Source organism: Candidatus Pseudomonas phytovorans (genome assembly GCA_029202525.1).
GTDB classification, from domain to species: domain Bacteria; phylum Pseudomonadota; class Gammaproteobacteria; order Pseudomonadales; family Pseudomonadaceae; genus Aquipseudomonas; species Aquipseudomonas phytovorans.
Map to the genome: position 1 here is coordinate 1,364,844 of CP119325.1, position 25,810 is coordinate 1,390,653.

The following is a 25,810-nucleotide window of genomic DNA, read 5'->3' on the forward strand; positions in this document are numbered from 1 at the left end:
GACCTGAGGTTCAGGGCGGCCATGGACGGTGGCCGCCGGTTACTGGTTGAGGCGTTTGTCAATCAGGCCCTGTACCACGCTGGGGTCGGCCAGGGTCGAGGTGTCGCCCAGGTTGTCCAGCTCGTTACAGGCGATTTTGCGCAGTATACGCCGCATGATCTTGCCTGAGCGGGTCTTGGGCAATGCCGGGGCCCACTGAATCAGCTCGGGTTTGGCGAAACTGCCGATCTCCTTGCTGACCAGGGCCAGCAGTTCGGCCTTGAGCGTGTCGTCCGGGTCGATGCCATTCATGGTCGTGACGAAGGCATACACACCCTGGCCCTTGAGGTCGTGCGGGTAGCCGACCACGGCCGCCTCGGCGACGCTTGGGTGCAGCACCAGTGCGCTTTCCACTTCGGCGGTACCGATGCGGTGGCCGGAAACGTTCAGCACATCGTCGATACGCCCGGTGATCCAGTAGTCGCCATCGGCATCGCGGCGGGCGCCGTCGCCGGTGAAGTAGTAGCCGGGGAAGGGTTTGAAATAGGTGTCGACCATGCGTTGCTGGTCACCGTATACGCTGCGGATCTGCCCGGGCCAGCTGGCCTTGATCGCCAACAGGCCGGCGCCGGGGCCTTCGATCAGTTTGCCTTGCTCGTCCAGCAGCACCGGTTGCACGCCGAACATTGGCTGGGTGGCGCAGCCTGGCTTGAGTGACAGCGAGCCGGGAAGCGGGGTGAGCATGATGCCGCCCGTTTCGGTCTGCCACCAGGTATCGACGATGGGGCAGCGCTTTTGCCCGACTTCCTCGAAGTACCACTCCCAGGCTTCGGGGTTGATCGGCTCGCCGACGCTGCCCAGCAGGCGCAGGCTTTGGCGCGAAGTGCCTTGCAGCGGGGCGGATCCCTCGCGCATCAGTGCACGCAGGGCGGTGGGGGCGGTGTAGAAAATGTTTACCTTGTGCTTGTCCACTACCTGCCAGAAGCGCGAGGTGTCCGGGTAGTTGGGCACGCCTTCGAACATCAGCGAAATCGCGCCATTGGCCAGCGGGCCATAGACGATGTAGCTGTGGCCGGTGACCCAGCCGACGTCGGCGGTGCACCAGAACACTTCGCCGTCGCGGTAATCGAACACCACCTCGAAGGTCATCGTCGCCTGCAGCAGGTAGCCGCCGGTGGTGTGCAGCACGCCTTTGGGTTTACCGGTGCTGCCGGAGGTGTAAAGGATGAACAGCGGGTCTTCTGCCTCCATCGGCTCGGGGGGGCAGTCGTCGCCGGCCCGGTCGGTTGCCTCGTGGTACCAGAGGTCGCGGTCTTCGGCCCAGCCGACATCGCCGCCGGTGCGGCGCACCACTAATACGCTGCTGACCGCTGGGCAACTGGCCAGGGCCTTGTCGACGTTCTGCTTCAGCGGGATGCGCTTGCCACCGCGCACGCCTTCATCGGCGGTGATCACGGTGCGGCAGTCTGCATCGAGTATGCGGTCACGCAGGGCGTCGGGGGAGAAACCGCCGAACACCACCGAGTGGATGGCGCCGATGCGGGTGCAGGCGAGCATGGCGAAGGCGGCCTCGGGGATCATCGGCATGTAGATGCATACCCGATCGCCTTTTTTAACCCCGCGTGCCTTCAGTGCGTTGGCCAAGCGGCAGACCTGGCGGTGCAGCTCGCGGTAGGTGATGGCCTTGGAGTCGTCAGGGTCGTCGCCTTCCCACAGCAGGGCAGTCTGCTCGCCGCGCTGGGCCAGGTGACGGTCGATGCAGTTGTAGCTGACGTTGAGCTGGGCGCCGTCGAACCAGCGTGCCTGGCCGGTTTTCAGGTCGCATTGTTGCACGCTCGACCAGGGTTTGATCCAGTCAAGGCGCTTGGCCTGTTCGGCCCAGAAGGTGTCAGGGTCGTCTACCGACTGTTGGTAGAGACGGTGGTATTCGTTGGGGGTGAGGGCGGCGGACTGGCTGACGGCCAGGGCCTGGGGATACTGCTTGATATCGAACATGGCGGGTGGTCCTGCTCTTGTGAGGGGCGATGGACTGCAACGGCTATTCGATAGGACAGTGTAGCTGGGAGAGGTGTTCAAACTGTGCCGGCCCCTTCGCGGGCACGCCCGCTCCCACAGGTAATGCACAAACTTCAAGAACTGTGCGATCCCTGTGGGAGCGGGCGTGCCCGCGAAGGGGCCGGTGCAGGTATCAGGTCACCCTCGGTGACGGCCGCGGAAGTAGTTGATCAGGCCCTGGGTAGAGCCATCTTCGGCGTTTTCTTCCAGTGTGCCGACCAGGCGCTGGTAAACACCCTTGCCCAGCTCCTTGCCCAGCTCCACGCCCCACTGGTCGAAGGCGTTGATACCCCAGATCACGCTTTGCACAAACACTTTGTGCTCGTACATCGCCACCAGTGCGCCCAGGCGGCGGGGGCTGATGCGCTCCACCACCAGAGTGTTGCTCGGGCGGTTACCGGGGATCACCTTGTGCGGGGCCAGCTTCTCGATGTCCGCTTCGTTCAGCCCTTTACTGCGCAGTTCAGCCTCGGCTTCTTCACGGGTTTTACCCTGCATCAGCGCCTGGCTCTGCGACAGGCAGTTGGCGTACAGCCACTGGTGATGGTCGGCCACCGGGTTGAAGCTCACCACCGGCACGATGAAGTCTGCCGGAATCAGATGGGTGCCCTGGTGCAACAACTGGTGGTAGGCATGCTGGCCGTTACAGCCGACCCCACCCCAGATCACCGGGCCGGTTTCGGTCTTCACCGGGGTGCCGTCCTGCAGCACGCTCTTGCCGTTGGACTCCATGTCCAGCTGCTGCAGGTGCTTGGTAATGTTGCGCAGGTAGTGGTCGTACGGCAGGATCGCGTGGCTGTTCGCGCCCCAGAAGTTGCCATACCACACACCCAGCAGGGCCAGTAGCACCGGCATGTTCTTGTCGAACGGTGCGGTCTGGAAGTGCTGGTCCATGGTGTGGGCACCTGACAGCAGCTCCTTGAAGTTGGCTGTGCCGATGGCCAGGGCGATTGGCAGGCCGATGGCCGACCACAGCGAATAGCGCCCGCCCACCCAGTCCCACATCGGGAAGATGTTCTCTTCGCGGATGCCGAAGGCCACTGCAGCGGCCTTGTTGCTGGAAACCGCGATGAAATGGCGGTACAGCTCGGCTTCCGAGCCGCCCTGGGCCAGGTACCAGGTGCGCGCGGCCATGGCGTTTTTCAGGGTTTCGAGGGTGTTGAACGACTTCGACGAGACGATAAACAGGGTGGTTTCGGCGCGCAGGTTGGCTGAAAGCTCGTGGAACTCACTGCCGTCGATGTTCGCCAGGTAATGGCAGCGAACGCCACGCTGGGCATAAGGCAGCAGGGCCTCAGAAACCAGCTCGGGGCCGAGGAACGAGCCGCCGATGCCGATGTTGACCACATCGGTGATCGGCTTTTCGCTGTAGCCGCGCCACAGGCCGTCGTGGATGCGCCCGACTAATTCGGTGATCTGATTGAGTACTTTGTGGACTTCCGGCATGACGTTCACGCCGTTGACGCTGAGCTTGTCGCCCACGGGCCGGCGCAGGGCGGTGTGGAGCACCGGGCGGCCTTCGGAGGCGTTGATGATTTCGCCGGCGAACATCGACTTGATGGCGTCTTGCAGGTTCACTTCGTTGGCCAGGTTGACCAGCAGGTCGCGGCTTTGTTCGGTGATCAGGTTTTTCGAGTAGTCGAGGAACAGGCCGCAGGCGCTAAGGGAAAACTGGTCGAAGCGTTGGGCATCGGCGGCGAAGGCTTCGCGCATGCTGAAACTCTGCATGGCGTCGCGGTGTTGCTGAAGCGCCTGCCAGGCGGGCAGCGCCGTCACATCGTGGGGTGTACGGTAATACGCCATTGCGCGGGGTTCCCTTGGTGCGTGGTGATGCCTTGGACACGGCAGTCATTGCCGGGTTCAGGATGGCTCATTATAGGCAAAGCCCGCGCGCTGGGAATGGGTATGGCAGGGTGATTTTAGGGGCGCTTTGCGCCCCATTCGCGGGACAAGCCCGCTCCCACATGGGATGTGTGTTTCCTGGGGAAAGTGCAGATCCTGTGGGAGCGGGCTTGTCCCGCGAATGGGCTGCATGGCAGCCCCAGGCCGTTATGCGGTTTTTTCTTCCACGTGCAGGTACAGGTTGTCGATCAACCGTGTGTTACCCAGGTAAGCCGCTGCAATGACCACTAGGTCTCGATCATCGAGAACTGCCGGGCGCAGGCTCACGGCATGGCGCACTTCCAGGTAGTCCGTGCGTAAACCAGCGGCAGCCAGTTGAGCCTGCCCCTCAGCAACCAGCGCAGCAAAATCACGCTGGCCCCGGCCAATCCCCGCTGCAATCTGCTGCAAGGTGCGGTACAGCGCTGGCGCAGCAGCACGTTGCTCCGGCGTCAGGTAGCCATTGCGCGATGACAGAGCCAGCCCATCTTCGGCCCGCACGGTCGGCTCGCCAATGATCTGAACCGGCATGTTCAGGTCGCGCACCATGGCGCGGATCACTGCCAGTTGCTGGAAGTCCTTTTCACCGAACACGGCAAGGTCAGGCTGGACCATGTTGAACAGCTTGCTGACCACGGTGGCCACGCCTTCAAAATGCCCGGGCCGGCTGGCACCGCACAGGCCTTCGGAAAGGTGGGGCACGCTGACGCGGGTTTGTACGCTCATGCCGTCGGGGTACATCTCTTCGGCGCTTGGCGCGAACAGCAGGTTGCAGCCGGCCTGCAGCAGGCACTCCTGATCTGCGGCCAGGGTGCGCGGGTACTTGTCGAGGTCTTCGTTGGCGCCGAACTGCAGCGGGTTGACGAAAATGCTGGCCACCACGAAGTCGGCGCGCTGCGCTGCCTTGGTTACCAGGGCAGCGTGGCCGCTGTGCAGGTTGCCCATGGTCGGCACGAAGCCGATGCGCTTGCCTTCACCGCGAGCGCGCGCGACGGCGGCGCGCAATTCGCGGACGGTCTTGACTGTATTCATGCACTGAACCCGTGTTCGCTACCTGGGAAGCTGACTTGCTTGACCGCCTCGACGTAAGCGACGAGGGCACTGTGGATATCCGGCTGGCCTTGCATGAAGTTTTTCACGAACTTGGGTACCCGGCCGCTCAGCGACAGGCCGAGCATGTCATGCAGCACCAACACCTGGCCATCGGTGGCGCTGCCGGCGCCAATGCCGATCACCGGAATACCCACGGCATTGGTGATTTCTGCGGCAAGTTCGCTGGGCACGCATTCGAGCAGCAGCATGGCTGCACCGGCCTGTTCAAGGGCGATGGCGTCGGCGCGCATCTGCCGGGCCTGGGCTTCCTGGCGGCCTTGTACCTTGTAGCCGCCCAGCACGTTGACGGTCTGCGGGGTCAGGCCCATGTGTGCGCACACCGGCACGCCGCGCTCAGCCAGCAGACGGATGGTTTCGGCCAGCCAGGCGGCGCCTTCGATCTTGACCATGTGGGCGCCGGCCCGCATCAGGGTGGCACTGTTGGTAAAGGCCTGCTCGGGGGTGGCGTGGGCCATGAACGGCAGGTCGGCGAGGATCAACGCGCCGTCGTTGCCGCGTTTGACACTCGCGGTGTGGTAGGCCATGTCCGCCGTGGTTACCGGCAGGGTGCTGTCGTGGCCCTGCAGGACCATCCCCAGCGAGTCGCCCACCAGCAACACTTCAATGCCGGCCTGGCTGGCGGCCTTGGCGAAGGTCGCGTCGTAGCAGGTCAGCATGGTGATCTTTTCACCCTTGGCCTTCAGGCCATTGAGGGTGGTGAGGGTTACTTCAGGCATGTCGGAAAATCCTCGTTCAGGCGCTGTAAAAAACGACTGCATTCAACGTGTGTAGTCATCTTCCGGAGCGGCACATCATCGCGCGTGATGTTCGGGCACAGGTCCGTCCGGGCCTAAATACGGGTATGCGGCACTTTGGTGCCACACGGGACGCCTATAGTCGTGAGCGAGGTGGGGGAAGTCAATCACCCTGTTACCGCATTGTTACGATCAGGGTGTTACTGGCGTTACCGTATCTGTGGACGAGGCTGGAACGCCCGGTTTACAGGCGTTCAAGGCCGACGAACGGGCAGTCGTCGAGCAATTGCGCGAGGGCGCGGCCATCGGCAAGAAGGAAACCGTCCGGCACCAGCTCGGCCAGTGGGTACAGCACGAAAGGTCGGGCATGCATGTGGTAATGCGGCACTGTCAGGCGTGGCTCCTCGAGTACCTGGTCACCGAACAGCAGGATGTCCAGGTCCAGCGTGCGCGGGCCCCAGCGTTCCTTGCGCACCCGGCCCTGGTCATTCTCGATGGCCTGCAGCGCATCGAGCAGGGCCAGCGGCGCCAGGCGGGTGTCCAGCGCGGCGACGGCGTTGGTGTAGCGCGGCTGGCCAGGCAGTAGCGAATCGCTGGTGTACAGCGCCGAGGCTGCTACCAAACGCGTGGCCTGCACCTGGTCGAGCGCCTGCAAGGCGCTGCGCAGCTGCTCGGCAGGTGCGTCCAGGTTGCTGCCCAGGCCAACGTAGGCGCGCGTTGTCACTCGAACGCCTCGTCGCCACTGCGCTTGCGTTTGCTACCGCTGCGCTTGCGTTTGCGTGGGCCGGCACCGGTGCCTTCATCACGGCTGCCCAGCTCACGGATCATCTCGCGGCGCTCGCTGTCGTTGGCATCCTGATAGTCGGTCCACCACTGGCCGAGGTCGTCGGTTTCCTCGCCGGCGCTCTCACGCAGCAGCAGGAAGTCGTAACCGGCACGGAAGCGTGGGTTGTCCAGCAGCAGGTCGGCGCGCTTGCCGCTGCGCCGTGGCAGGCGTTCCTGCATGTCCCAGATCTCGCGGATCGGCAGGGTGAAACGCTTGGGAATGGCGATGCGTGCGCATTGCTCTGCGATCAGGTCGTGGGCCGCGCCGTTCATGGCCGGAATCGGCGGTACACCCTGGTTCTGCAGGTGCAGCACACGGGACGGCAGGGCAGGCCACAGCAGTGCAGCGAACAGGAAGGCTGGCGTCACCGGCTTGCCCTGCTTGACGCGCAGGTCGGTGTTGCTCAGCGCCTGGCTGATCAGCGTGTGGGTGTAGGTAGGGCGCTCTTCCAGGGCGTGCGCACTGGCCGGGAACAACGGCTCGAACAGTTCCAGGTCGACCAGCATTTCGAAGGCGATGGCGCCTTGGCCGGAAAGGAACAGCTTCAGGCATTCCTCGAACAGGCGCGCTGGCGGGATCTCGCGCAGCAGCGGGGCCAGTTCGCGGATCGGCTTGAAGGTGTGCTTCTCGATGCCGAAGTCCAGCTTGGCGGCGAAGCGCACCGCGCGCAGCATGCGCACCGGGTCTTCCTGGTAACGGTGGGTCGGGTCGCCGATCAGCCGCAGCAAGCGGTTGCGCACGTCGTGCACACCATTGGCGTAATCAAGAATGCGCTCGCTGACCGGGTCGTAATACAGGGCATTGATGGTGAAGTCGCGGCGTTGCGCGTCTTCTTCCAGGGTGCCGTATACATTGTCACGCAGGATACGACCACTGGCGTTATGCGACGAACGGTGGCTGTCGCCCTCGTCGTCTTCCGAGTGGTGGGCGCGGAAGGTGGCGACTTCGATGATTTCACGGCCGAAATGCACGTGAACCAGCTTGAAGCGGCGACCAATGATGCGCGCGTTACGGAACTCGGCACGGACCTGTTCGGGCGTGGCACTGGTGGCGACGTCGAAGTCCTTCGGCGTGATGCCCAGCATCAGGTCGCGGACACAGCCACCGACCAGGTACGCCTGGTAGCCGGCGCTTTGCAGGCGCTCCACGATGTTCACCGCGTGGCGGCTGAACTGGTGGCGCTGCAGCGAGTGCTGGCTCTTGTTGATCACCTCAGGCGTGGTGCGCCTGTGGTGCGGGCCCGGTACGGGCGGGCGGAAAGACTGGAACAGCTTCTTCAGCATGGGATGCACTGTGTGAAGGAATGTTCGGCCAAGAATAGGAGAATGGCCGCATGATGGGCGGGGATTCTAGCATTTACTCGGGGAATGGTGTAGGCGGGTAGCAGGATGCCTGCCAGAAGGGTAGAAACGACAAGGGGAGCCTAAGCTCCCCAAGAATGTCGTTGCGTGCTCTTATTATTTTTTTGCCGGGCTTCTTGTTTTTGTTGAGTGCCCTGCCCACAAATCTCAAAGCTTGTGGACGACCCCCAAACCGGGGGTAAAGAGCAAACGGATTGCTTTGGCCGCTGATGTCACGTTGATCTGTCGATCCAACCAGTTCAGGCGCTGCTTTTTAGTGCAGTTTTTGTTGTTCTCTGCCTGGTCGTGGGGCAAGCCCCAAACACGCATCCTCTCCAAAAGAATCAGTTAGCTGCGCCTCCGCCGTCTTGTTTTTATTGTGCGTGAGCCGTTTCGTCTTGTTCTTATTTTAGGTTGCAGTGCTTGTTATTGTTTTTGTACTAAGCATATAGCAGGTGCCGTGCCAACTTTTGCAAACCCAGTAAAATCAAGGGGTTGAGGGTTTTTGGCAAAATCTCGCGGGCTGAAATCGGGGCGATTTCGTTACCGTATGCCTCGGGAACTGTTACGGCGCAAAGGTTGGGTAACAGATTTCTGCGGGAACTGATGTGTTACCCAGGGTGTGTTCGATGGCTTTGCCGGCCTCTTCGCGGGCGCGCCCGCTCCCACAGGTATTTCACTGCCTTAAAGGCCTGCACAATTCCTGTGGGAGCGGGCGTGCCCGCGAAAGGGCCCGAAAGGCTGGTAAAGAAGGGGCAGGAGGAACCTCCCGCCGGGTGTATCAGTTACTCGCTGGTAGCGTTGCTCTTGCGCCGTGGAATGCCCAGGCGCTGGCGGCGTTCCCACAGGCACTTGCGGCTGACGCCAAGTTTGCGTGCCAGTTCGGTTTCGGTCATGTGGTCCTGGTGCTCGAGCACGAAGTGCTGGAAGTAGTCTTCCAGCGACAGGTCTTCGGTCGGCTCGTGGCTGGCATTGCTGGAACTGGCCGCAACCAGGGCGTTGTTGAGGATCTCGTCCTCTTCCAGGTCGCTCAGCTCGATGTCGATGCCCAGCAGTTCAGCAGAAATTTCTGCGCTCTCGCTGAGGATCACCGCACGCTCCACGGCGTTTTCCAGCTCACGCACGTTACCCGGCCAGCTGTAATGACGAATGGCCTGCTCGGCTTCGGCAGAGAAGTGCAGGTCGTCGCGACCGATGCGTGCGCTCTGGCGGGCGAGGAAGGCGCTGGCGATCTCGTTGACGTCGCTGCCGCGCTCGCGCAGGGCAGGCAGTTTCAAGGCGATTACGTGCAGGCGATAGTAAAGGTCTTCGCGGAACTGGCCGGCCTTGGCCAGGTTCTTCAGGTCGCGGTGGGTCGCGGCGATCAGGCGCACATCGACCTTTTGCGACTGCACAGAACCCACTCGGCGAATCTCGCCTTCCTGCAGTACCCGCAGCAGGCGGGCCTGGGCCTCCAGCGGCAGCTCGCCGATTTCGTCGAGGAACAGCGTGCCGCCGTCTGCGGCTTCTACCAGGCCCGCACGCCCGGCGCTTGCGCCAGTGAACGCGCCTTTTTCGTGACCGAACAGTTCGGACTCGATCAGTGTCTCGGGGATGGCTGCGCAGTTCACCGAGATCATCGGTGCCTTGGCCCGGCGCGACAGGTTGTGCAGGGCACGGGCCACCAACTCTTTACCGGTACCCGACTCGCCCTGGATCAGCACGTTGGAGTCGGTGGGCGCAACCTTGCGGATCTTGCTGTACATGTCCTGCATCGGCGGGCACGAGCCGATGATGCCGATTTCGCCATTGGCCGCAGCCGCGCTGCCTTTGTCGGGCGGGGCGGCCTTGCCATTGGCGGCACGCGGCTCGGCCGCCGGTGCGGCAGCCGGGGCGTTTTGCCGGTCGCGCAGGATGCGCGCCACAGCCTGTAGCATCTCGTCGTGGTCGAAAGGCTTGGCGATGTAGTCCACCGCGCCCATTTTCATCGAGTCCACCGCCGAGCGCAGGCTGGCGTAGCTGGTCATGATCAGCACCGGGGTGCCCTGGCCGAGCTTGATCAGCTCGGTGCCGGGCGCGCCGGGCAGGCGCAGGTCGCTGACGATCAGGTCGAAGGTGGCAATGCTGAAGCGTTCCTGGGCTTCCTGCACCGAGCCGGCTTCGCTGACCTGGTACTGGTTCCGCTCAAGCAGGCGACGCAAGGCCGAGCGGATGATGGTTTCGTCTTCGACGATCAGAATGTGCGGCATTGATTCAATTCTCTCGACGGTCTCGAATTTCAGGGGACGTCGCTACGACATGCCGGGGCAGGGTCACGCGGATCCGGGTGCCACGTTGCCGTTCGATATCGGCCGGGCTGTCGATGGTGATTTGCCCATAATGCTCTTCCACGATGGAATAGACCAGAGCGAGCCCTAGTCCGGTTCCTTCGCCCGGGTCCTTGGTGGTGAAGAAGGGTTCGAACAGGCGGTCCATGATGTTCTTCGGTATCCCGCTGCCCTCGTCCTCGACGATCAGGTCGACGGTGTGCTCGTTGGCTTCGCTGCGCACGCGCACGGCGCTGCCGGGCTTTGATGCGTCGCGGGCGTTGGAGAGCAGGTTGATCAGCACCTGGGCCAGGCGCTGCGGATCCCCTTCGGCCCAGTGGTCCGGGTCGCAGAGGTTGAAGAACTGTACTTCGAAATTGCGCCGGTTCAACGCCAGTAGACCAATGGCATCCTGCGCCACTTCGGCCAGGCACACCGGCTCTTCGCTGTTCTGGTGGCTGCCGCCGGCATGGGCGAAGCTCATCAGTGACTGAACAATGCGCGACACACGCTTGGTCTGTTCGAGGATCTGGCTGGACAGCTCGGTGATTTCGCCATCGCCTTCGCGTTCTTCGCGCAGGTTCTGCGCCAGACAGGCGATACCGGTAATCGGGTTGCCGATTTCGTGGGCCACGCCAGCGGCCAGGCGGCCGATGCTGGCCAGGCGCTCGGAGTGCACCAGCTTGTCTTCCAGTGCCTGGGTTTCGGTAAGGTCTTCCACCAGCAGTACCAGGCCGCTGTTACCGGGTGCCAGCGGCTCGTCGATGGCTGCCTTGTGCAGGTTCAGCCAGCGCGGCTGGCCGTCCAGCGCCAGACGTTGCTTGTGCAGGTGCTCGTCCGGTACGTTGATGAAGCCTTCCAGCAGGCCGCGCCAGGGTTCGCCGATGGTGATCAGCCGCGAGCCGACCACGTGCTTGGCGGCGATGCCGGTGAGCTCTTCCATGGCCTTGTTCCACATCAGGATTTCCTGGTCCTTGGCCAGCGAACAGACGCCCATGGGCAGTTCTTGCAGGGTCTGGCGGTGGTAGCGGCGCAGGGCGTCGAGTTCGGCGGCCAGACCGGTCAGGCGCGAGTGGTAGTCTTCCAGGCGGCTTTCGATGAAATGGATGTCTTCGGTCACGTAGTTTTCGTTACCGGACTTGTACGGCAAGAAGGTCTCGACCATGTCCTGGGCCACGCTCGGCCCCATCAGGCCGGACAGGTTGGCCTCGATGCGGTCGCGCAGGCGGCGCAAGGCGTAAGGGCGGCGCTCGTCGAACGGCAGGTAGAGGTCACGCAGTGCCTGCTCCACTTCCTTTTGTGCGGCCTTGGCGCCCAGTGGCTTGGCCAGTTGCGTAGCGAACTCCTGCGGGGAGGCGGCATGCAGCTCGCGGCGCTGCGGGCGGCGCACGTTATCCACCGCGCAGGCTTCGGCCGCGCTGACCTCTTCAGTGCTGGCGTTGGTGAACAGCGAGATCAGGGTGAACAGCAGCACGTTGGCTGCCAGCGAAGCAATGGCCGCCATGTGCCAGCTGGTATCGTCCAGCACATAGATCATGTCCAGCAGCGGGATGTAGAAGCCCTGCAGGTTGCCCAGCAGCGGCAGCAGCATGGTCACCATCCACACCAGGGTGCCGGCCAGCAGCCCGGCGATGAAGCCGCGGCGGTTGGCGGTGGGCCAGTACAGCACCGACAGCACACCCGGCAGGAACTGCAGGGTGGCGACGAAGGCGACAATGCCCAGGTTGGCCAGGCTCTGGTGGTTGTTCTGGGTCAGGTAGAACATGAAACCGGCGGTGATGATGGCGACGATCAGCGCGCGGCGGGTCCACTTCAGCCAGCGGTAGATGTTGCCTTCGGCCGGGGGCTGGTACAGCGGCAGCACCAGGTGGTTGAGGGCCATGCCCGATAGCGCCAGGGTGGTGACGATGATCAAGCCACTGGCAGATGCCAGGCCGCCGACGTAGGCCAGCAGTGCCAGTGCCTTGTTGTTGGCGGCAATCCCCAGGCCCAGGGTGAAGTATTCGGGGTTGGTGCTGGCGCCCAGGCGCAGGCCGGCCCAGAGGACAAGCGGCACAGCCAGGCTCATCAGCAGCAGGAACAGCGGCAGGCCCCAGCTGGCACTGACCAGCGAACGCGGGTTGAGGTTTTCGGTGAAGGCCATGTGGTACATGTGCGGCATGACGATGGCCGAGGCGAAGAACACCAGCAGCAGTGTGCGCCATGGGCCTTCCTGCAGCGGGGTGTGCAGGGCCGCCAGGGCGGTCTGGTTCTGCAGCAACCACACTTCCAGTTCGTGCGGACCGCCGAATACGCCATACAAGGCGTACAGGCCGATGCCACCGAGGGCCAGCAGTTTGATCACCGACTCGAAGGCGATCGCGAACACCAGGCCCTCATGCTTTTCGCGCGTGGCGATGTGCCGCGAGCCGAAGAAGATGGTGAACAGGATGATCAGTACACAGAAAGCAAAGGCCACCCGGGCCTTGACCGGCTCACCCGTGAGGATGCTGATCGAGTCGGCCACGGCCTGTATCTGCAGGGCCAGCAACGGCAGTACGCCGATCAGCATGATGATGGTGGTCAATGCCCCGGCCCAGGTGCTGCGAAAGCGAAACGCCAGCAGGTCGGCCAGCGATGAAAGCTGGTAGGTGCGGGTGATCTTCAGGATCGGGTACAGCAGCACCGGTGCCAGGAGGAACGCCCCGGACACCCCCAGGTAACAGGCCAGGAAGCCGTAGCCGTATTGGTAGGCCAGGCCCACCGAGCCATAGAAGGCCCAGGCACTTGCGTACACGCCAAGCGACAGGGTGTAGGTGAGCGGGTGGCGAATGATTGCGCGCGGGATCAGCCCACGCTCGCTGATCCAGGCCACGCCGAACAGCACCATGAGGTACCCGGTGCTGATCAGGATCATCTGGGTCAGGCTAAAGCTCATCGGCATCTCGTTGGCTCTGCAGGATGAAGGTGACGACGATCAGGATCAGCCAGAGCAGGTAGGGGCGGTACCAGGCTCCGGTCGGTTCGATCCACCAGTCCATGATGGCCGGGGAGAACAGGTAGATCCCCACGACCAGAAGCAGGACCAAACGATAGATGTACATGCTGGCCTCGATGGTTGGGCGCTGCGGGCTTGGACTTATTATTGGCGCAAATGGCGGGGGGGATGCTAGCGGGAATCCATTGCGTTAGCCAAGGTTTTGAATTTATTGAGCTTTTGTTTTTGAAGGTGATTGGCCTGTGGCGGCCTCTTCGCGGGCACGCCCGCTCCCACAGGTAAACTACGGATCTCGAAGGTGGTGTAGTTCCTGTGGGAGCGGGCGTGCCCGCGAAGAGGCCGGTAAAGCCTCAGCGCAAATCAGCCTCTGGCACTGTGGTCCGCTGCGCAATCGCCTCGGGTCGCCACTGCTTGCGGGCCACCGCGAGCACTTCAGCCGGTGTTGCCAGCAGCAACTCGGGGTCTGCTTCTTGCCCAAGTGCTCGCAACGCCCGCAACAGCAGCGGCGTAGCATGCTCCGCCTGCAAGGGTGGTGAGCGGTACGACTTGCCCAGCTTGTGCCCGTCCGGCTGCACGATCAGCGGAATATGCAGGTAGCGCGGCTGTGAAAAGCCCAGCAGTTCCTGCAGGTACAGTTGGCGCGGGGTGTTGTCGAGCAGGTCTGCGCCACGCACGATGTCGGTAACACTTTGCCAGGCATCGTCCAGCACCACCGCCAACTGGTACGCATATAGCCCGTCGCGGCGCTGGATGACGAAATCACCCACCTCACGGCCCAGGTGTTGCTGGTACTCACCTTGAACCCGATCAGTGAAGCGATAGATCAGCTCCGGCACCCGCAAGCGGATCGCCGCGCCTTCACGGGCATGCCCGGCGTTGCGGCACAGGCCCGGGTATATGCCGTTGTAACCCTCAAGCTGCTTGCGCGAGCAGGTGCAGGCATAGGCCAGGCCCATGTTGAACAGGCGATCGACCACCGCTGCATAGGCGTCGTGGCGCTGGCTCTGGAACACCACTTCGCCATCCCATTCCAGGCCATAACGCTCAAGGGTCTGCAGGATCGCATCGCGCGCGCCGGGCATTTCCCGGGGCGGGTCGGTGTCTTCCATACGCAGCAGCCAGCGGCCGTTGACTGCGCGGGCATCGAGCCAGGAGGCGAGGGCGGCGACCAGCGAGCCGAAGTGCAGAAAGCCGCTGGGGGTGGGGGCGAAGCGCCCGATGTAGCTGGAGTCGGTCATGGTCAGGCTGGGCATATAAATGAAACGGGGCGCATGAAGCGCCCCGTTCAGGTGGAAGAAAGATCAGCCTTTGCCGACCGTTTTTTCCTTTTTCTCGGCGATTTCCTTGCAGTCAAAGCACAGGTCGGCGGTAGGACGGGCTTCAAGGCGGCGTACGCCGATTTCGATGCCGCAGCCTTCGCACCAGCCATACTCTTTGTCCTGAATCAGCTGCAGGGTCTTGTCGATCTTCTTGATCAGCTTGCGCTCGCGGTCACGTGCGCGCAGTTCGAGGGCAAACTCTTCCTCTTGCGTGGCACGGTCTGCCGGGTCGGCGAAGTTGGCCGCTTCTTCCTTCATATGGTCAACGGTCTTGTCGACGCCGATCATCAACTCTTGCTTCCAACCGTTCAGAATCTGGGTGAAGTGCTTGCGCATGGGCTCACCCATGTACTCCTCACCCTTGGCCACCTGGTAGGGTTCGAGCCCATAAAGATTATGACTGGCTTTTTGCTTTTCTAGGGTGGACATGAATAGACCGCCTCTCACTCATCTGATCCAATGCGCAGGATGCTCCATCTCCGGCGACCGCCGGCCCTGCGACTGCGAGCCGCCGAACTTACCAGATAGATCGGGGGTGCGCTACCCCGCCCGATCCTGCTTGTTGACACCGGCGTGAGCCGCACGTTCGGTGGCGTGCAGAGGTAGAATCTCCAGTTTAGACCCAATTGAGAGAAGGTCATGGCCCACCCCTACAGTGCGCGCAGTCGCGCCATCGAACCCTTTCATGTCATGGCGCTACTGGCCCGGGCCAACGAGCTGCAGGCGGCCGGGCATGACGTAATCCACCTTGAAATCGGTGAGCCGGACTTCACCACGGCAGCACCGATCATCGCCGCCGGGCAGGCGGCGCTGGCTGCCGGGCACACCCGCTACACCGCCGCACGCGGCCTGCCGGCACTGCGCGAAGCGATTGCCGGCTTCTATGGCCAGCGCTATGGCCTGAGCATCGACCCGGAGCGCATTCTTGTTACCCCGGGTGGCTCTGGTGCACTGCTGCTTGCCAGCAGCCTGCTGGTTGACCCAGGCAAGCACTGGCTGCTGGCTGACCCGGGATACCCATGCAACCGCCACTTCCTGCGCCTGGTCGAGGGTGGGGCGCAGCTGGTGCCGGTGGGCCCCGACGTGAATTATCAGCTGACCGCCGGCCTGGTCGAGCGCTACTGGGACAAGGACACCGTCGGTGCCCTGGTGGCTTCGCCGGCTAACCCGACCGGTACTGTGCTGGGGCGCGAAGAGTTAGCCAGCCTTGCGAAGGCCACCCATGAGCGCCATGGCCACCTGGTGGTGGACGAGATCTACCATGGGCTGACCTATGGCATGGATGCGCCAAGCGTACTGGAAGTCGACGATTCGGCGTTCGTCCTGAATAGTTTTTCCAAGTATTTCGGAATGACCGGCTGGCGTCTTGGCTGGCTGGTGGCGCCGCCCGGCGCAGTGGCCGACCTGGAGAAGCTGGCGCAGAACCTGTACATCAGCGCACCCAGCATGGCTCAGTACGCTGCCTTGGCGTGTTTCCAACCTGAAACGCTGGCCATTCTCGAAGAGCGTCGCGCCGAATTTGCCCGCCGCCGCGACTACCTGCTGCCTGCCCTGCGTGAGTTGGGCTTCCGTATTGCCGTCGAGCCGCAGGGGGCGTTTTACCTGTATGCCGATATCAGTGCCTTTGGCGGCGATGCGTTTGCCTTCTGCCGGCACTTTCTGGAAACCGAGCACCTGGCCTTTACGCCGGGCCTGGATTTCGGCCGGCACCTGGCCGGGCACCATGTGCGCTTTGCCTACACCCAGAGCCTGCCGCGCCTGGAGGAGGCGGTGCAGCGCATTGCCCGTGGCCTGCGGAGCTGGCAAGGCTGATGCGTTTTTCTCCTGCACTTGAACAAGGTCGCCTGCTGCGCCGCTACAAGCGCTTTCTGGCCGACATCGAACTGGCCAGCGGCGAGCAGATGACCATTCACTGCCCGAACACCGGCTCCATGCTCAACTGCATGCGTGAAGGTGGGCAGGTGTGGTTCAGTCGCTCCAATGACCCCAAGCGCAAATTGCCGGGCACCTGGGAAATCAGCGAAACCCCGCAGGGGCGGCTGGCCTGTGTGAACACCGGGCGGGCCAATGCGCTGGTCGAAGAGGCGCTGCGGGCCGGCGTCATCGCCGAACTGGCCGGTTTCACCGCGCTCAAGCGCGAAGTGGCGTACGGTGAGGAAAGCAGCCGCATCGACTTTCGCCTGGAGTTCGACGGCGCCCCAGCGTACGTCGAGGTCAAGAGCGTGACCTTGGGCTACCCCGACAGCGCCGTTGCAGCCTTCCCCGATGCTGTGACACAGCGCGGTGCCAAGCACCTGCGCGAGCTGGCGAAGTTGGCCCGGCAGGGTGTACGGGCGGTGCAGCTGTATTGCGTGAACCTGACCGGGATCGACGCCGTACGCCCGGCCGAGGAAATCGATGCGGCCTATGCGCAGGCCCTGCGCGCTGCGGTGGCGGACGGGGTGGAGGTGCTGGCCTACGGCACCCGCCTGGACGCTGAAGGCATTGTGATTGATCGCCGCCTGCCAGTGCTGCTTACGCCATGAGCCAGATGCCTTGGCTGTCTTCGCGGCAGCCAAGGGTTTGCAGTTGCTCGCCCTCGCAGGGACCGGCCACGCATTCACCGCTTTCGATCAGGAACAGTGCCCCGTGATGGGCGCAGTGGATCAGGCTGGCGCTGTCATCAAGAAACCCATCTTCTGCCCAATTCAAAGGAATGCCCCGGTGCGGGCACCGGTTGCGATAGAGGTACACCTGGCCTTGGCGGCGCACGCCGAGCAGTTCTAGGCCGTCTACGCTGAAGGCGCGGCTTTGGCCTTCGGCCAGCGCGTGTGAGCTACAAAGGAAATGCATGGCAAGGACGGCTCATGTAACAGATGATGACTTGACGCTTCAATGCGAATAATTATCAAATTGCCCGCATTCGCTGCGCCTGACTATCTATGGTGCGCAGTTCTGCCGCCCGCCACAAGGCGTGCGGCTTGCCTTCAGAAGGAACCCGATGATGCGCCGTCCAGTCGCCTTGCTCGCCCTGTGCGCAAGCCTTGTGCTCTCCACCCAGGCCCTGGCGGCCGAGTTGCCGCAACGCTGGGTCAGCGCGGGTGGCGCCCTGAGCGAGTGGATCACCGCACTGGGCGGCGAAGCCCGGCTGGTCGGTGTGGACACCACCAGCCAGCACCCGGCATCTTTGAAGTCATTGCCCAGTGTGGGTTACCAGCGGCAGTTGTCGGCTGAAGGCATTCTAAGCCTGCGCCCGGATGTACTGGTGGGCACAGAGGAAATGGGCCCGCCGCCAGTATTGGCGCAAATCCGCAAGGCCGGCGTGCGGGTCGAGTTGTTCTCCAGCAAGGCCGAACTGGCAGCCGTGGATGAAAACCTCAAGCATCTGGGGCAATTGCTCGGCGCAGAGCAACAAGCTTCGACGTTGGCGGCGGGTTATCACCAGCAAATCGAGGCTGTGCAGGCCAAGGTCAAGCAGGCGCAGAACGGGCAAAAGGCACCTGGGGTGTTACTGCTGGTCGGGCACGCCGGTGCCAAGCCGCTGATCGCCGGGCAGGGCACAGCGGGTGACTGGCTGCTGGGCCAGGCAGGCGGGCATAACCTGGCAGAGCATCATGGCTACAAGAATTTCTCCAATGAAGCACTGGCGGCGCTGGACCCGGATGTCATCGTGTTCTCCGACCGGGCGTTAGCCGACGAGCAGGCATTGCAGGCGCTGCTGAAAGAAAACCCCGCGCTGGCGGCTTCGCGCGCCTTACGGGAGAAACGCCTGGTATCGCTTGACCCGACGTTGTTGGTCGGCGGGCTTGGGCCGCGCCTGCCTGCAACCTTGGGGTCACTGGCAGCCACCTTCTACCCGGCAGCCCAGGCCAGCTTCGCGAAATGAAGCAGCGGGTCCAATCACGTACGTTGTTCATTTGTCTGAGCCTGTTGTGCCTGTTGGCAGTGTGGCTGTCGCTGGCCCTGGGGCCGGTCAGCCTGCCGCTGTTCGACACCCTGCGCGCGGGCCTGCGCCTGCTGGGGCTGCCGATCGCGGCCGACGGCTTGCAGCAGGCCGAGATGATCCTGGGCCAGATCCGCCTGCCGCGTACCCTTTTGGGGCTGGCGGTGGGCGCGGTGCTGGCGCTGTCCGGCGTGGCCATGCAGGGGTTGTTCCGCAACCCGCTGGCCGATCCAGGGCTGGTAGGGGTCGCTGCAGGGGCAGCCATGGGGGCTGCGGTCGCTATTGTCGGTGGTGCGTGGTTTGGCGGCATGCCGGAGGCTTTCGCGCCCTACTTGCTGTCGTTTTGCGCTTTTGTCGGGGGGCTAGGAGTAACCGCGCTGGTCTACCGCCTGGGGCGGCGCGATGGCCAGACCAACGTCGCCACGATGCTGCTGGCGGGTGTAGCCATGACTGCACTCGGTGGCGCGGCCGTCGGGCTGTTCTCTTACCTGGCCGACGACGCCACCCTGCGCACGCTGACTTTCTGGAACCTCGGCAGCCTGAACGGTGCCAGCTACGACCGGCTGTGGCCGTTGCTGCTGGTGGCGGCGGGGGTGGCGGTATGGCTGCCGCGCCGGGCAAAGGCACTGAATGCCCTGTTGCTGGGTGAGTCGGAAGCGCGCCACCTGGGCGTTGACGTGGAGCGGCTCAAGCGCGAGCTGGTGTTCTGCACGGCGCTGGGCGTGGGCGCGGCAGTGGCTGCCGCGGGGCTGATCGGTTTCATCGGCCTGGTGGTGCCGCACCTGGTGCGCTTGCTGGCCGGGCCTGATCACCGCGTGGTGCTGCCTGCCTCGTTGCTGGCGGGGGGCGTGCTGATGCTGTTCGCCGACCTGGCGGCGCGCCTGCTGCTGGCACCGGCCGAGTTGCCGATTGGTATCGTAACGGCCTTCATCGGTGCGCCGTTCTTTCTGTTTTTGCTGATACGAGGGCGCAGTTGATGTTGCAAGTCCAAGGCCTGCACCTGCGGCGGGGCAGCAATGATGTGCTGCACGACATCAACCTGCAGCTGAGCCCGGGGCAGGTGGTGGGTGTGCTCGGCCCCAACGGTGCCGGCAAGAGCAGCCTGCTGGGTGTGCTGTGTGGCGAGTTGGCGCCCGACCGTGGGCAGGTGACGCTGCAGGGGCGCCCCTTGACCGATTGGCCTGGACAGGAGCGGGCCAGGCGCCTGGCCGTTTTGCCACAGGTGTCCAGCCTGGGTTTTTCGTTCCGGGTCGAGGAAGTGGTGGGTATGGGGCGCATGCCGCATGGCACCGGGCAACGGCGCGATGCGGAAATTGTCGAAGCGGCGTTGCAGGCGGCGGATGCCTGGCACCTGGTGGAGCGCAGTTACCTGGCGTTATCCGGTGGCGAGCGGCAGCGGGTGCATCTGGCCCGCGTGCTGGCGCAACTTTGGCCGGGCGAAGAGGGCGCTACGCTGCTGCTCGACGAACCGACTTCGATGCTCGACCCACTGCACCAGCACACCACACTCGAATCCGTACGCCGTTTCGCCGATCGCGGCGCTGCGGTACTGGTGATCCTGCATGACCTGAACCTTGCCGCGCGCTACTGTGACCGTATCCTGTTGCTGGAGCAGGGGCGCAGTCATGCGTTTGCTTCGCCCGAAGAGGTGCTGACGCCAGCGGCGTTGAGGGCGGTCTACGGAATCGACGTGCTGGTGCAGGCGCACCCGGAGCGTGGGCATCCGCTGATCATCGCCCGTTAGGAGGCATTGCCCATGCGACACCTGCTGCTGTTCGGTTTCTCGTTTTGCCTGATGTTGTCTCTGGGTGGCTGCCAGGCCAGCCTGCCGCCCTTGCCCCCTTGGCAGAGCAGTGAGGGGCGCACGCATGCCGAGTTGGGGCACATCATCGACCTTGCCAGCGGCCAGGCGATCAGCCCTGAGCAACTGGTGCACCGCCTGGCCGGCATTCCCCGTGTGCTGGTGGGCGAAAAACATGACAACCCGGACCATCATGCGCTGCAACTCTGGCTGCTGCAGGCTTTGCAGGGGCAGCGCGCGCAAGGCAGCCTGTTGCTGGAAATGCTGCAGCCCGAGCAGCAAGCGCTGGTCGACAAGGTTCAGGGGCAGCCCATATCGGCAGACTTGCCCAAGGCACTGGCCTGGCAGGAGGGTTGGGATTGGCAGCTATATGGCCCGATAGTGCGTGAGGCCTTGCAGCAGCGAGTGCCACTGTTGGCGGCCAACCTGTCACCTGGCGAGATGCGCCAGGCCTATCGGCAGCCGGCTGCGTTAACGGGCGAAAGGTCCAACAGGCCAGCGGTAAAGGCCGCATTGCTGGAACAGGTGCGCGCCGGGCATTGTGGGATGCTGCCGGAAACCCAGTTGCCGGCGATGCTGGCCGTGCAGCAGCAGCGCGACCGGCGCATGGCCGAACGCATGCTGGCGGCGCCGCAACCCGCACTGCTGTTTGCCGGGGCTTATCACGTGCGCAAGGACCTGGGTGTGCCGTTGCATCTGGCTGATCTGGGTGCTTCCGGGGAGAGCAAGGTATTGCTGTTTGCCGAGGTGGGTGAGCAGGTTGAACCCGCCGAGGCTGATTACGTGTGGTACACGGCGGCGATGCCGGAGCAGGATTATTGCGCGCAGTTTCGCCAGTAATGTGAGCGGTGGCACGGCCGGGCAGGCGGCACAAAAAACTACAGGCAAAAAAAGACCCGGCAAAAAGCCGGGTCAATAACCGTGATTAGCCTGATGAGGAGATAATCTGAGAGTCCGAACCAGGGGCTCTTAGCTTATCCAACCAGTCTCGCGACCAGTTGTGATAATCATAACGATTCTCATTTCGTAGTCAATCCCCCTCCCGCGATTATTTTGAATTTTTTTGCGTAGGGGTCTTCGCGTCCAGTTGTTGATTGAGTGCTTCTTTGCGCTCGAGCGGCAAATCGTTCCAGTGCATGTCCAGCAGGGCGCCTTCAATCGCGTACAGCAACACCTTGGAGGCGCGGAACCCGCGAGTCTTCACGGCCTGGTAAGCACCCACCGCACCCAGGCGGCGCAGATCCGATGCACTGTGGATGCCAGCCGCATGCAGCCACTGCGCAGAGGTCTTGCCAAGGTTCTTCAGGTGCTGCAATTCATCGTTCATCTAGCCTCCTTGCGATGGCTGAACGGGTCTTGGGGGATAAATCGCGAGCAGGTCAGAGAGGAGTGTAGCGGGGGTTAAGAAATGCGCGGCCTTTTGCCATCGGGCCGTTTCTGGGCCTGTACCGGCCTCTTCGCGGGTGAACCCGCTCCCACGTGTACTGCACCAGCCTCAAGGCTTGCATGGCACTTTGTGGGAGCGGGTTTACCCGCGAAGAGGCCGGTGCAGGAAAACGGCGGGCTTACAGGCCAGGCAACCGTTGGCGAATCTGCTCGATCACCTGGTCCATGCTGCCAGCGTCCTGGGTATCAACGCCGGTGCTTTGTGCCAGCTCCTGCGCATTCAGCGGCTCTCGACTCGCTTGCTGGGCCTTGATCACAGCCAGGGTGGCATCAGACGGGTCGGTGTTTTCGACCTGACGCTGCTCCAGCCAGCTGGCGATGACGGCCTCTGGGGCGTGGCAGTCGAGGATCAGGAACGGTGCGCCGGTCTGGCTGGCGATCTCTGCTGCAGCCTGGCGCTGTTCATGCTTGAGGTAGGTGGCATCCAGCACCACCGGGAAGCCGGCGCGCAGAACGGTTGCTGCGACTTCGTGCAGGCGTTGGTACGTGGCGGCACTGGCATCGTGGTCATAAATACCGGTAGTCAGTTGGCCTACGTTGTCTTGCGGCTGCTCACCGAACAGGCGTTTGCGCTCGACATCAGAGCGCACGCGGATGGCGCCCAAGGCCTCGACCAGGCGCATTGCCACGTGGCTCTTGCCCACTGCCGAAACACCATGGGTGATGGCCAGCAGCCGCGAAGGGATGGCGCTATAGCTTTCCGCCAGGTTGGCGTAGTTGCGGTAGGTGCGCAGGGTTGTGGCCCGTTGCACGCCATCGGCATTGGCCGGCATGCTGAACAGCGCGACTTTGGCCCGTACCAGGGCGCGATAGGCTTTGTAGAAGTTGAGCACTTCCAGGCCTTCATAATCGCCGGTCAACTCCAGGTACTGGCTGATGAAGCGTCGTGCCAGGCACTTGAGGCCGCGGTCTTCCAGGTCCATGGCGAGGAACCCGGTGTCGGCCCAGACATCGGTCATGCGGAACGGTTCGTTGAACTCGATGCAGTCGAAGATCACTACCTGGCCGTTGATCAGGGTGGCGTTGCCCAGGTGGATGTCGCCGTGGCACTCGCGGGTGAAGCCATTGGCTTTACGCGAGGCGAACAGGCCTTGCAGCCGGTCGAAACTGCTCCGCGCCCAAGCCTGCAGGTTATCCAGTTGCAGCAGGTCGGCCTTGTCGCTGAGGAATGGGCGGATCTGTTCGAAATTCTGCTCCACCGGGGCCATGACGCTTTCAGGCGAGCCATAGGGCTGCTCGGCAGATACCTTTGGGGTTTGCAGGTGGAACTCGGCGATTTGCCGGGCCATCTGGTCGATGTGCGCGGCGTTCAATTCGCCATTGGCCTGCAGGGTGCTGAGCATCTGCCCCTGGGGGAACTGGCGCATCTTCAGCGCGTATTCGATCGCCTCGCCTTCGCCACCGATCTGCGGCGCTTCGGCGCTACCGGTGACCGGCAATACTTCCAGATAAAGGCCGTCGGTCAGGCGCTGGTTCAGGCGCAACTCTTCGTTACAGAAATGCTGGCGCTGGCCCAGTTCGGTGAAGTCGAGGAAGCCGAAGTTCATCGGTTTCTTGATCTTGTAGGCGTACTCGCCGGTAAGCAGCACCCAGGAGATATGCGTCTCGATGAGCTGGAACCCATCCACGGGGTGGGGGTACAGGGCTGGGTTCTGCAACGCAGTGATAAGGGCTTGGCTCACGGGAAATCCTTCCGACGGCAGGGAATTCGAATGCGCCATTATGGTCAATGGTGCCGTCCCTGCCTACCGCTGGGCCGCCTGCCCAGCCTTTATAAAGTGCGTATAATCCGCCGCCATGACCCGAACCCGAAATCCCCGTACCCCTCAGAAACGCCCGACCGGCCGCTCTCGCGCCTGGCTGGGCTGGGCTTTGAAGCTCAGCCTGGTAGGCCTGGTGATCGTTGCCGGCTTCGCGGTTTACCTCGATGCCGTTGTCCAGGAGAAGTTCTCTGGCAAGCGCTGGACCATCCCGGCCAAGGTGTATGCCCGGCCGCTGGAGCTGTTCACTGGTCAGAAACTGAGCAAGAACGACTTCCTTACCGAACTCGACGCGCTCGGCTACCGGCGTGAAAGCGCGGCCAACGGCCCGGGTGCGGCGGCCGTCAACGGCAATACCGTCGACCTCAATACCCGTGGCTTCCAGTTCTACGAGGGCATGGAGCCTGCGCAGTTCGTACGCGTGCGCTTCTCCGGCGATTACGTGGCAGGCCTTTCTGCTGCCAGCGGCAAGGCGCTCGACGTGGTGCGGCTGGAGCCGCTGATGATCGGCGGTATCTACCCCAAGAACCTCGAAGACCGCATCCTGATCAAGATTGATCAGGTACCCAAGTACCTGCTCGAAACCCTGGTGGCGACCGAAGACCGGGACTTCTACGGCCACTACGGTGTGTCGCCCAAGTCCATCGCCCGGGCCATGTGGGTCAACACTTCGTCCGGCTCGATGCGCCAGGGGGGGAGTACCCTGACCCAGCAGCTGGTGAAGAACTTCTACCTCAGCAGCGAGCGCAGCCTCAGTCGCAAGCTGACCGAGGCGATGATGGCCATGCTGCTTGAGCTGCACTACGACAAGCGCGAGATCCTTGAGGCCTACCTCAACGAAGTGTTCGTTGGTCAGGATGGCCAGCGCGCGGTTCACGGCTTCGGCCTGGCCAGCCAGTTCTTCTTCAGCCAGCCGCTGTCGGAGCTGAAGCTGCATCAGATCGCCTTGCTGGTGGGCATGGTCAAGGGGCCGTCCTATTACAACCCGCGGCGTTACCCTGACCGTGCACTGGCCCGCCGCAACCTGGTGCTCGACCTGGTGGCCGAGCAGGGCGTGGCCAGCCAGGCAGAAGTCGATGCGGCGAAGAAAATGCCGCTGAGCGTGACCAAGCGCGGCAGCCTGGCCGACAGCTCGTTCCCGGCGTTCCTCGACCTGGTCAAGCGTCAGCTGCGCCAGGACTACCGCGACGAAGACTTGACCGAAGAAGGTCTGCGTATATTCACCAGCTTCGACCCGATCCTGCAGATGAAGGCCGAAACCTCGATGAGCGAGACCTTCAAGCGCCTGTCAGGGCGCAAGGGTGCTGACGAGGTGGAGTCGGCAATGGTCGTGACCAACCCGGAAACCGGTGAGGTCCAGGCGCTGATTGGCAGCCGCCAGGCAGGCTTCGCCGGTTTCAACCGGGCCATCGATGCTGTGCGGCCGATCGGTTCTCTGGTCAAACCGTCGGTGTACCTGACTGCGCTGGAGCAGCCGAGCAAGTACACCCTCACCAGCTGGGTGCAGGACGAGCCGTTCTCGGTCAAGGGTGCCGACGGTCAGGTCTGGCGCCCGCAAAACTACGACCGCCGCCCACATGGCACCATCTACCTGTACCAGGGCCTGGCCAACTCGTACAACCTGTCCACCGCCAAGCTTGGCCTGGAAGTGGGCGTGCCCAATGTGATCAAGACCATTGGCCGGCTGGGAGTAAATGTCGACTGGCCAGCGTTCCCGTCCATGCTGCTGGGTGCGGGTGGTATGTCGCCGATGCAGGTGGCGACCATGTACCAGACCATCGCCAACGGCGGCTTCAACACCCCGATGCGCGGTATCCGCAGTGTGTTGACCGCCGAGGGCGAGCCGCTCAAGCGCTACCCGTTCCAGATCCAGCAAACCTTCGACCCGGGGGCCATCTACCTGGTACAGAATGCGATGCAGCGGGTAATGCGCGAAGGTACCGGACGCTCGGTGTACAACACCTTGCCGCGCTCGCTGACCCTGGCGGGCAAGACCGGTACCAGCAATGACTCGCGTGACAGTTGGTTCTCCGGCTTCAGCCAGGACCTGCTGGCCGTGGTGTGGATGGGCCGTGACGATAACGGCAAAACGCCTTTCACCGGTGCCACGGGTGCACTGCAGGTGTGGACCAGCTTCATGAAGAAGGCCGACCCGCTGCCGCTGGACATGCCGCAGCCGGACAACGTGGTGCAGGCCTGGATCGACCCGTACAGTGGCCATGGGTCTGATGGCAGCTGTCCGGGAGCGGTGCAGATGCCGTATATTCGCGGGAGTGAACCGCCCGCCGGCGCGACCTGTGGCGGCGAGCAGAATCCAGCAGAATCGGTCATGGACTGGGTCAAAGGCTGGATGAATTAAGCACAGGCTGCAT

Annotated in this window: 21 protein-coding genes; 7 read left to right on the forward strand and 14 right to left on the reverse strand. The window is 63.1% G+C overall.

What is annotated here, in order from left to right:
• Positions 1-39: 39 nt before the first annotated feature.
• From acs to dksA, 11 genes are all read right to left on the reverse strand, one after another.
• On the reverse strand, positions 40-1,974 hold the full coding sequence (gene acs / locus P0Y58_05985) for an acetate--CoA ligase (protein WEK31747.1): 1,935 nt from the start codon (positions 1,972-1,974) through the stop codon (positions 40-42).
• 198 nt (positions 1,975-2,172) lie between these two features.
• Positions 2,173-3,837, reverse strand: a complete 1,665-nt coding sequence (pgi, locus tag P0Y58_05990; GenBank protein WEK31748.1) for a glucose-6-phosphate isomerase — start codon at positions 3,835-3,837, stop codon at positions 2,173-2,175.
• A 246-nt stretch (positions 3,838-4,083) separates the two neighbouring features.
• The gene (panC, locus tag P0Y58_05995; protein WEK31749.1) at positions 4,084-4,947 is read right to left on the reverse strand and encodes a pantoate--beta-alanine ligase; all 864 of its coding nucleotides are present in this window, start codon (positions 4,945-4,947) and stop codon (positions 4,084-4,086) included.
• On the reverse strand, positions 4,944-5,744 hold the full coding sequence (gene panB, locus P0Y58_06000; protein WEK31750.1) for a 3-methyl-2-oxobutanoate hydroxymethyltransferase: 801 nt from the start codon (positions 5,742-5,744) through the stop codon (positions 4,944-4,946). The genes panC and panB overlap by 4 nt, the downstream gene beginning before the upstream one ends.
• Before the next feature lie 262 nt (positions 5,745-6,006).
• Positions 6,007-6,486, reverse strand: coding sequence for a 2-amino-4-hydroxy-6-hydroxymethyldihydropteridine diphosphokinase (gene folK / locus P0Y58_06005; protein ID WEK31751.1), 480 nt, complete (start codon positions 6,484-6,486; stop codon positions 6,007-6,009).
• The gene (locus P0Y58_06010; GenBank protein WEK31752.1) at positions 6,483-7,871 is read right to left on the reverse strand and encodes a polynucleotide adenylyltransferase PcnB; all 1,389 of its coding nucleotides are present in this window, start codon (positions 7,869-7,871) and stop codon (positions 6,483-6,485) included. Before P0Y58_06010 ends, folK begins: the two co-directional genes overlap by 4 nt.
• 842 nt (positions 7,872-8,713) lie before the next feature.
• Positions 8,714-10,156, reverse strand: a complete 1,443-nt coding sequence (locus tag P0Y58_06015; GenBank protein WEK31753.1) for a sigma-54 dependent transcriptional regulator — start codon at positions 10,154-10,156, stop codon at positions 8,714-8,716.
• A 4-nt stretch (positions 10,157-10,160) separates the two neighbouring features.
• Positions 10,161-13,136 (reverse strand): ATP-binding protein, encoded by a 2,976-nt coding sequence (locus tag P0Y58_06020; GenBank protein ID WEK31754.1) that lies wholly within the window; start codon positions 13,134-13,136, stop codon positions 10,161-10,163.
• Positions 13,120-13,296 carry a hypothetical protein gene (locus tag P0Y58_06025; GenBank protein ID WEK31755.1) on the reverse strand — a complete coding sequence of 59 codons (177 nt, stop codon included), beginning with the start codon at positions 13,294-13,296 and terminating at the stop codon, positions 13,120-13,122. Before P0Y58_06025 ends, P0Y58_06020 begins: the two co-directional genes overlap by 17 nt.
• Before the next feature lie 244 nt (positions 13,297-13,540).
• Positions 13,541-14,428 (reverse strand): tRNA glutamyl-Q(34) synthetase GluQRS, encoded by an 888-nt coding sequence (gene gluQRS / locus P0Y58_06030; protein ID WEK33280.1) that lies wholly within the window; start codon positions 14,426-14,428, stop codon positions 13,541-13,543.
• Between the two features lie 63 nt (positions 14,429-14,491).
• Positions 14,492-14,938, reverse strand: a complete 447-nt coding sequence (dksA, locus tag P0Y58_06035) for an RNA polymerase-binding protein DksA (protein ID WEK31756.1) — start codon at positions 14,936-14,938, stop codon at positions 14,492-14,494.
• 210 nt (positions 14,939-15,148) lie between these two features.
• On the opposite strand from dksA, the gene P0Y58_06040 reads away from it, so the two are divergent.
• Together P0Y58_06040 and sfsA are read left to right on the forward strand one after the other, a co-directional pair.
• Complete coding sequence (locus tag P0Y58_06040) at positions 15,149-16,321, forward strand: pyridoxal phosphate-dependent aminotransferase (GenBank protein ID WEK31757.1); 1,173 nt, start codon at positions 15,149-15,151, stop codon at positions 16,319-16,321.
• A complete protein-coding gene (gene sfsA, locus P0Y58_06045; GenBank protein WEK31758.1) occupies positions 16,321-17,034 on the forward strand; it encodes a DNA/RNA nuclease SfsA in 714 nt (237 codons plus the stop codon). The genes P0Y58_06040 and sfsA overlap by 1 nt, the downstream gene beginning before the upstream one ends.
• Here the strand turns inward: sfsA and P0Y58_06050 are convergent.
• A complete protein-coding gene (locus P0Y58_06050) occupies positions 17,024-17,341 on the reverse strand; it encodes a Rieske (2Fe-2S) protein (protein ID WEK31759.1) in 318 nt (105 codons plus the stop codon). The genes sfsA and P0Y58_06050 overlap by 11 nt on opposite strands.
• 148 nt (positions 17,342-17,489) lie before the next feature.
• Between P0Y58_06050 and P0Y58_06055 the strand changes: the two genes are divergently transcribed.
• The 4 genes from P0Y58_06055 to P0Y58_06070 are packed head-to-tail and all read left to right on the forward strand — an operon-like array spanning position 17,490 to position 21,072.
• Complete coding sequence (locus P0Y58_06055; GenBank protein ID WEK31760.1) at positions 17,490-18,374, forward strand: ABC transporter substrate-binding protein; 885 nt, start codon at positions 17,490-17,492, stop codon at positions 18,372-18,374.
• Between the two features lie 50 nt (positions 18,375-18,424).
• Positions 18,425-19,408 (forward strand): iron ABC transporter permease, encoded by a 984-nt coding sequence (locus P0Y58_06060; protein ID WEK33281.1) that lies wholly within the window; start codon positions 18,425-18,427, stop codon positions 19,406-19,408.
• Complete coding sequence (locus P0Y58_06065; protein ID WEK31761.1) at positions 19,408-20,175, forward strand: heme ABC transporter ATP-binding protein; 768 nt, start codon at positions 19,408-19,410, stop codon at positions 20,173-20,175. The genes P0Y58_06060 and P0Y58_06065 overlap by 1 nt, the downstream gene beginning before the upstream one ends.
• Positions 20,176-20,187: 12 nt before the next feature.
• Complete coding sequence (locus P0Y58_06070; protein WEK31762.1) at positions 20,188-21,072, forward strand: ChaN family lipoprotein; 885 nt, start codon at positions 20,188-20,190, stop codon at positions 21,070-21,072.
• A gap of 208 nt (positions 21,073-21,280) precedes the next feature.
• On the opposite strand, the gene P0Y58_06075 is transcribed toward P0Y58_06070, so the two are convergent.
• Both P0Y58_06075 and P0Y58_06080 read right to left on the reverse strand, forming a co-directional pair.
• Complete coding sequence (locus P0Y58_06075; protein ID WEK31763.1) at positions 21,281-21,559, reverse strand: TfoX/Sxy family protein; 279 nt, start codon at positions 21,557-21,559, stop codon at positions 21,281-21,283.
• 238 nt (positions 21,560-21,797) lie between these two features.
• Entirely contained in the window at positions 21,798-23,360 is a 1,563-nt protein-coding gene (locus P0Y58_06080; GenBank protein WEK31764.1) for an AAA family ATPase, read from the reverse strand.
• A gap of 115 nt (positions 23,361-23,475) precedes the next feature.
• On the opposite strand from P0Y58_06080, the gene mrcB reads away from it, so the two are divergent.
• Complete coding sequence (mrcB, locus tag P0Y58_06085; protein ID WEK31765.1) at positions 23,476-25,797, forward strand: penicillin-binding protein 1B; 2,322 nt, start codon at positions 23,476-23,478, stop codon at positions 25,795-25,797.
• Positions 25,798-25,810 lie beyond the last annotated feature (13 nt).

Excerpts from the sequence above, each read along its gene's own strand:
- acs (WEK31747.1), bottom strand. The coding sequence starts at position 1,974 with ATGTTCGATATCAAGCAGTATCCCCAGGCCCTGGCCGTCAGCCAGTCC.
- pgi (WEK31748.1), bottom strand. The coding sequence starts at position 3,837 with ATGGCGTATTACCGTACACCCCACGATGTGACGGCGCTGCCCGCCTGG.
- panC (WEK31749.1), bottom strand. The coding sequence starts at position 4,947 with ATGAATACAGTCAAGACCGTCCGCGAATTGCGCGCCGCCGTCGCGCGC.
- panB (WEK31750.1), bottom strand. The coding sequence starts at position 5,744 with ATGCCTGAAGTAACCCTCACCACCCTCAATGGCCTGAAGGCCAAGGGT.
- P0Y58_06010 (WEK31752.1), bottom strand. The coding sequence starts at position 7,871 with ATGCTGAAGAAGCTGTTCCAGTCTTTCCGCCCGCCCGTACCGGGCCCG.
- P0Y58_06015 (WEK31753.1), bottom strand. The coding sequence starts at position 10,156 with ATGCCGCACATTCTGATCGTCGAAGACGAAACCATCATCCGCTCGGCC.
- P0Y58_06020 (WEK31754.1), bottom strand. The coding sequence starts at position 13,136 with ATGCCGATGAGCTTTAGCCTGACCCAGATGATCCTGATCAGCACCGGG.
- P0Y58_06025 (WEK31755.1), bottom strand. The coding sequence starts at position 13,296 with ATGTACATCTATCGTTTGGTCCTGCTTCTGGTCGTGGGGATCTACCTG.
- gluQRS (WEK33280.1), bottom strand. The coding sequence starts at position 14,428 with ATGACCGACTCCAGCTACATCGGGCGCTTCGCCCCCACCCCCAGCGGC.
- dksA (WEK31756.1), bottom strand. The coding sequence starts at position 14,938 with ATGTCCACCCTAGAAAAGCAAAAAGCCAGTCATAATCTTTATGGGCTC.
- P0Y58_06040 (WEK31757.1), top strand. The coding sequence starts at position 15,149 with ATGGCCCACCCCTACAGTGCGCGCAGTCGCGCCATCGAACCCTTTCAT.
- sfsA (WEK31758.1), top strand. The coding sequence starts at position 16,321 with ATGCGTTTTTCTCCTGCACTTGAACAAGGTCGCCTGCTGCGCCGCTAC.
- P0Y58_06050 (WEK31759.1), bottom strand. The coding sequence starts at position 17,341 with ATGCATTTCCTTTGTAGCTCACACGCGCTGGCCGAAGGCCAAAGCCGC.
- P0Y58_06055 (WEK31760.1), top strand. The coding sequence starts at position 17,490 with ATGATGCGCCGTCCAGTCGCCTTGCTCGCCCTGTGCGCAAGCCTTGTG.
- P0Y58_06065 (WEK31761.1), top strand. The coding sequence starts at position 19,408 with ATGTTGCAAGTCCAAGGCCTGCACCTGCGGCGGGGCAGCAATGATGTG.
- P0Y58_06070 (WEK31762.1), top strand. The coding sequence starts at position 20,188 with ATGCGACACCTGCTGCTGTTCGGTTTCTCGTTTTGCCTGATGTTGTCT.
- P0Y58_06075 (WEK31763.1), bottom strand. The coding sequence starts at position 21,559 with ATGAACGATGAATTGCAGCACCTGAAGAACCTTGGCAAGACCTCTGCG.
- mrcB (WEK31765.1), top strand. The coding sequence starts at position 23,476 with ATGACCCGAACCCGAAATCCCCGTACCCCTCAGAAACGCCCGACCGGC.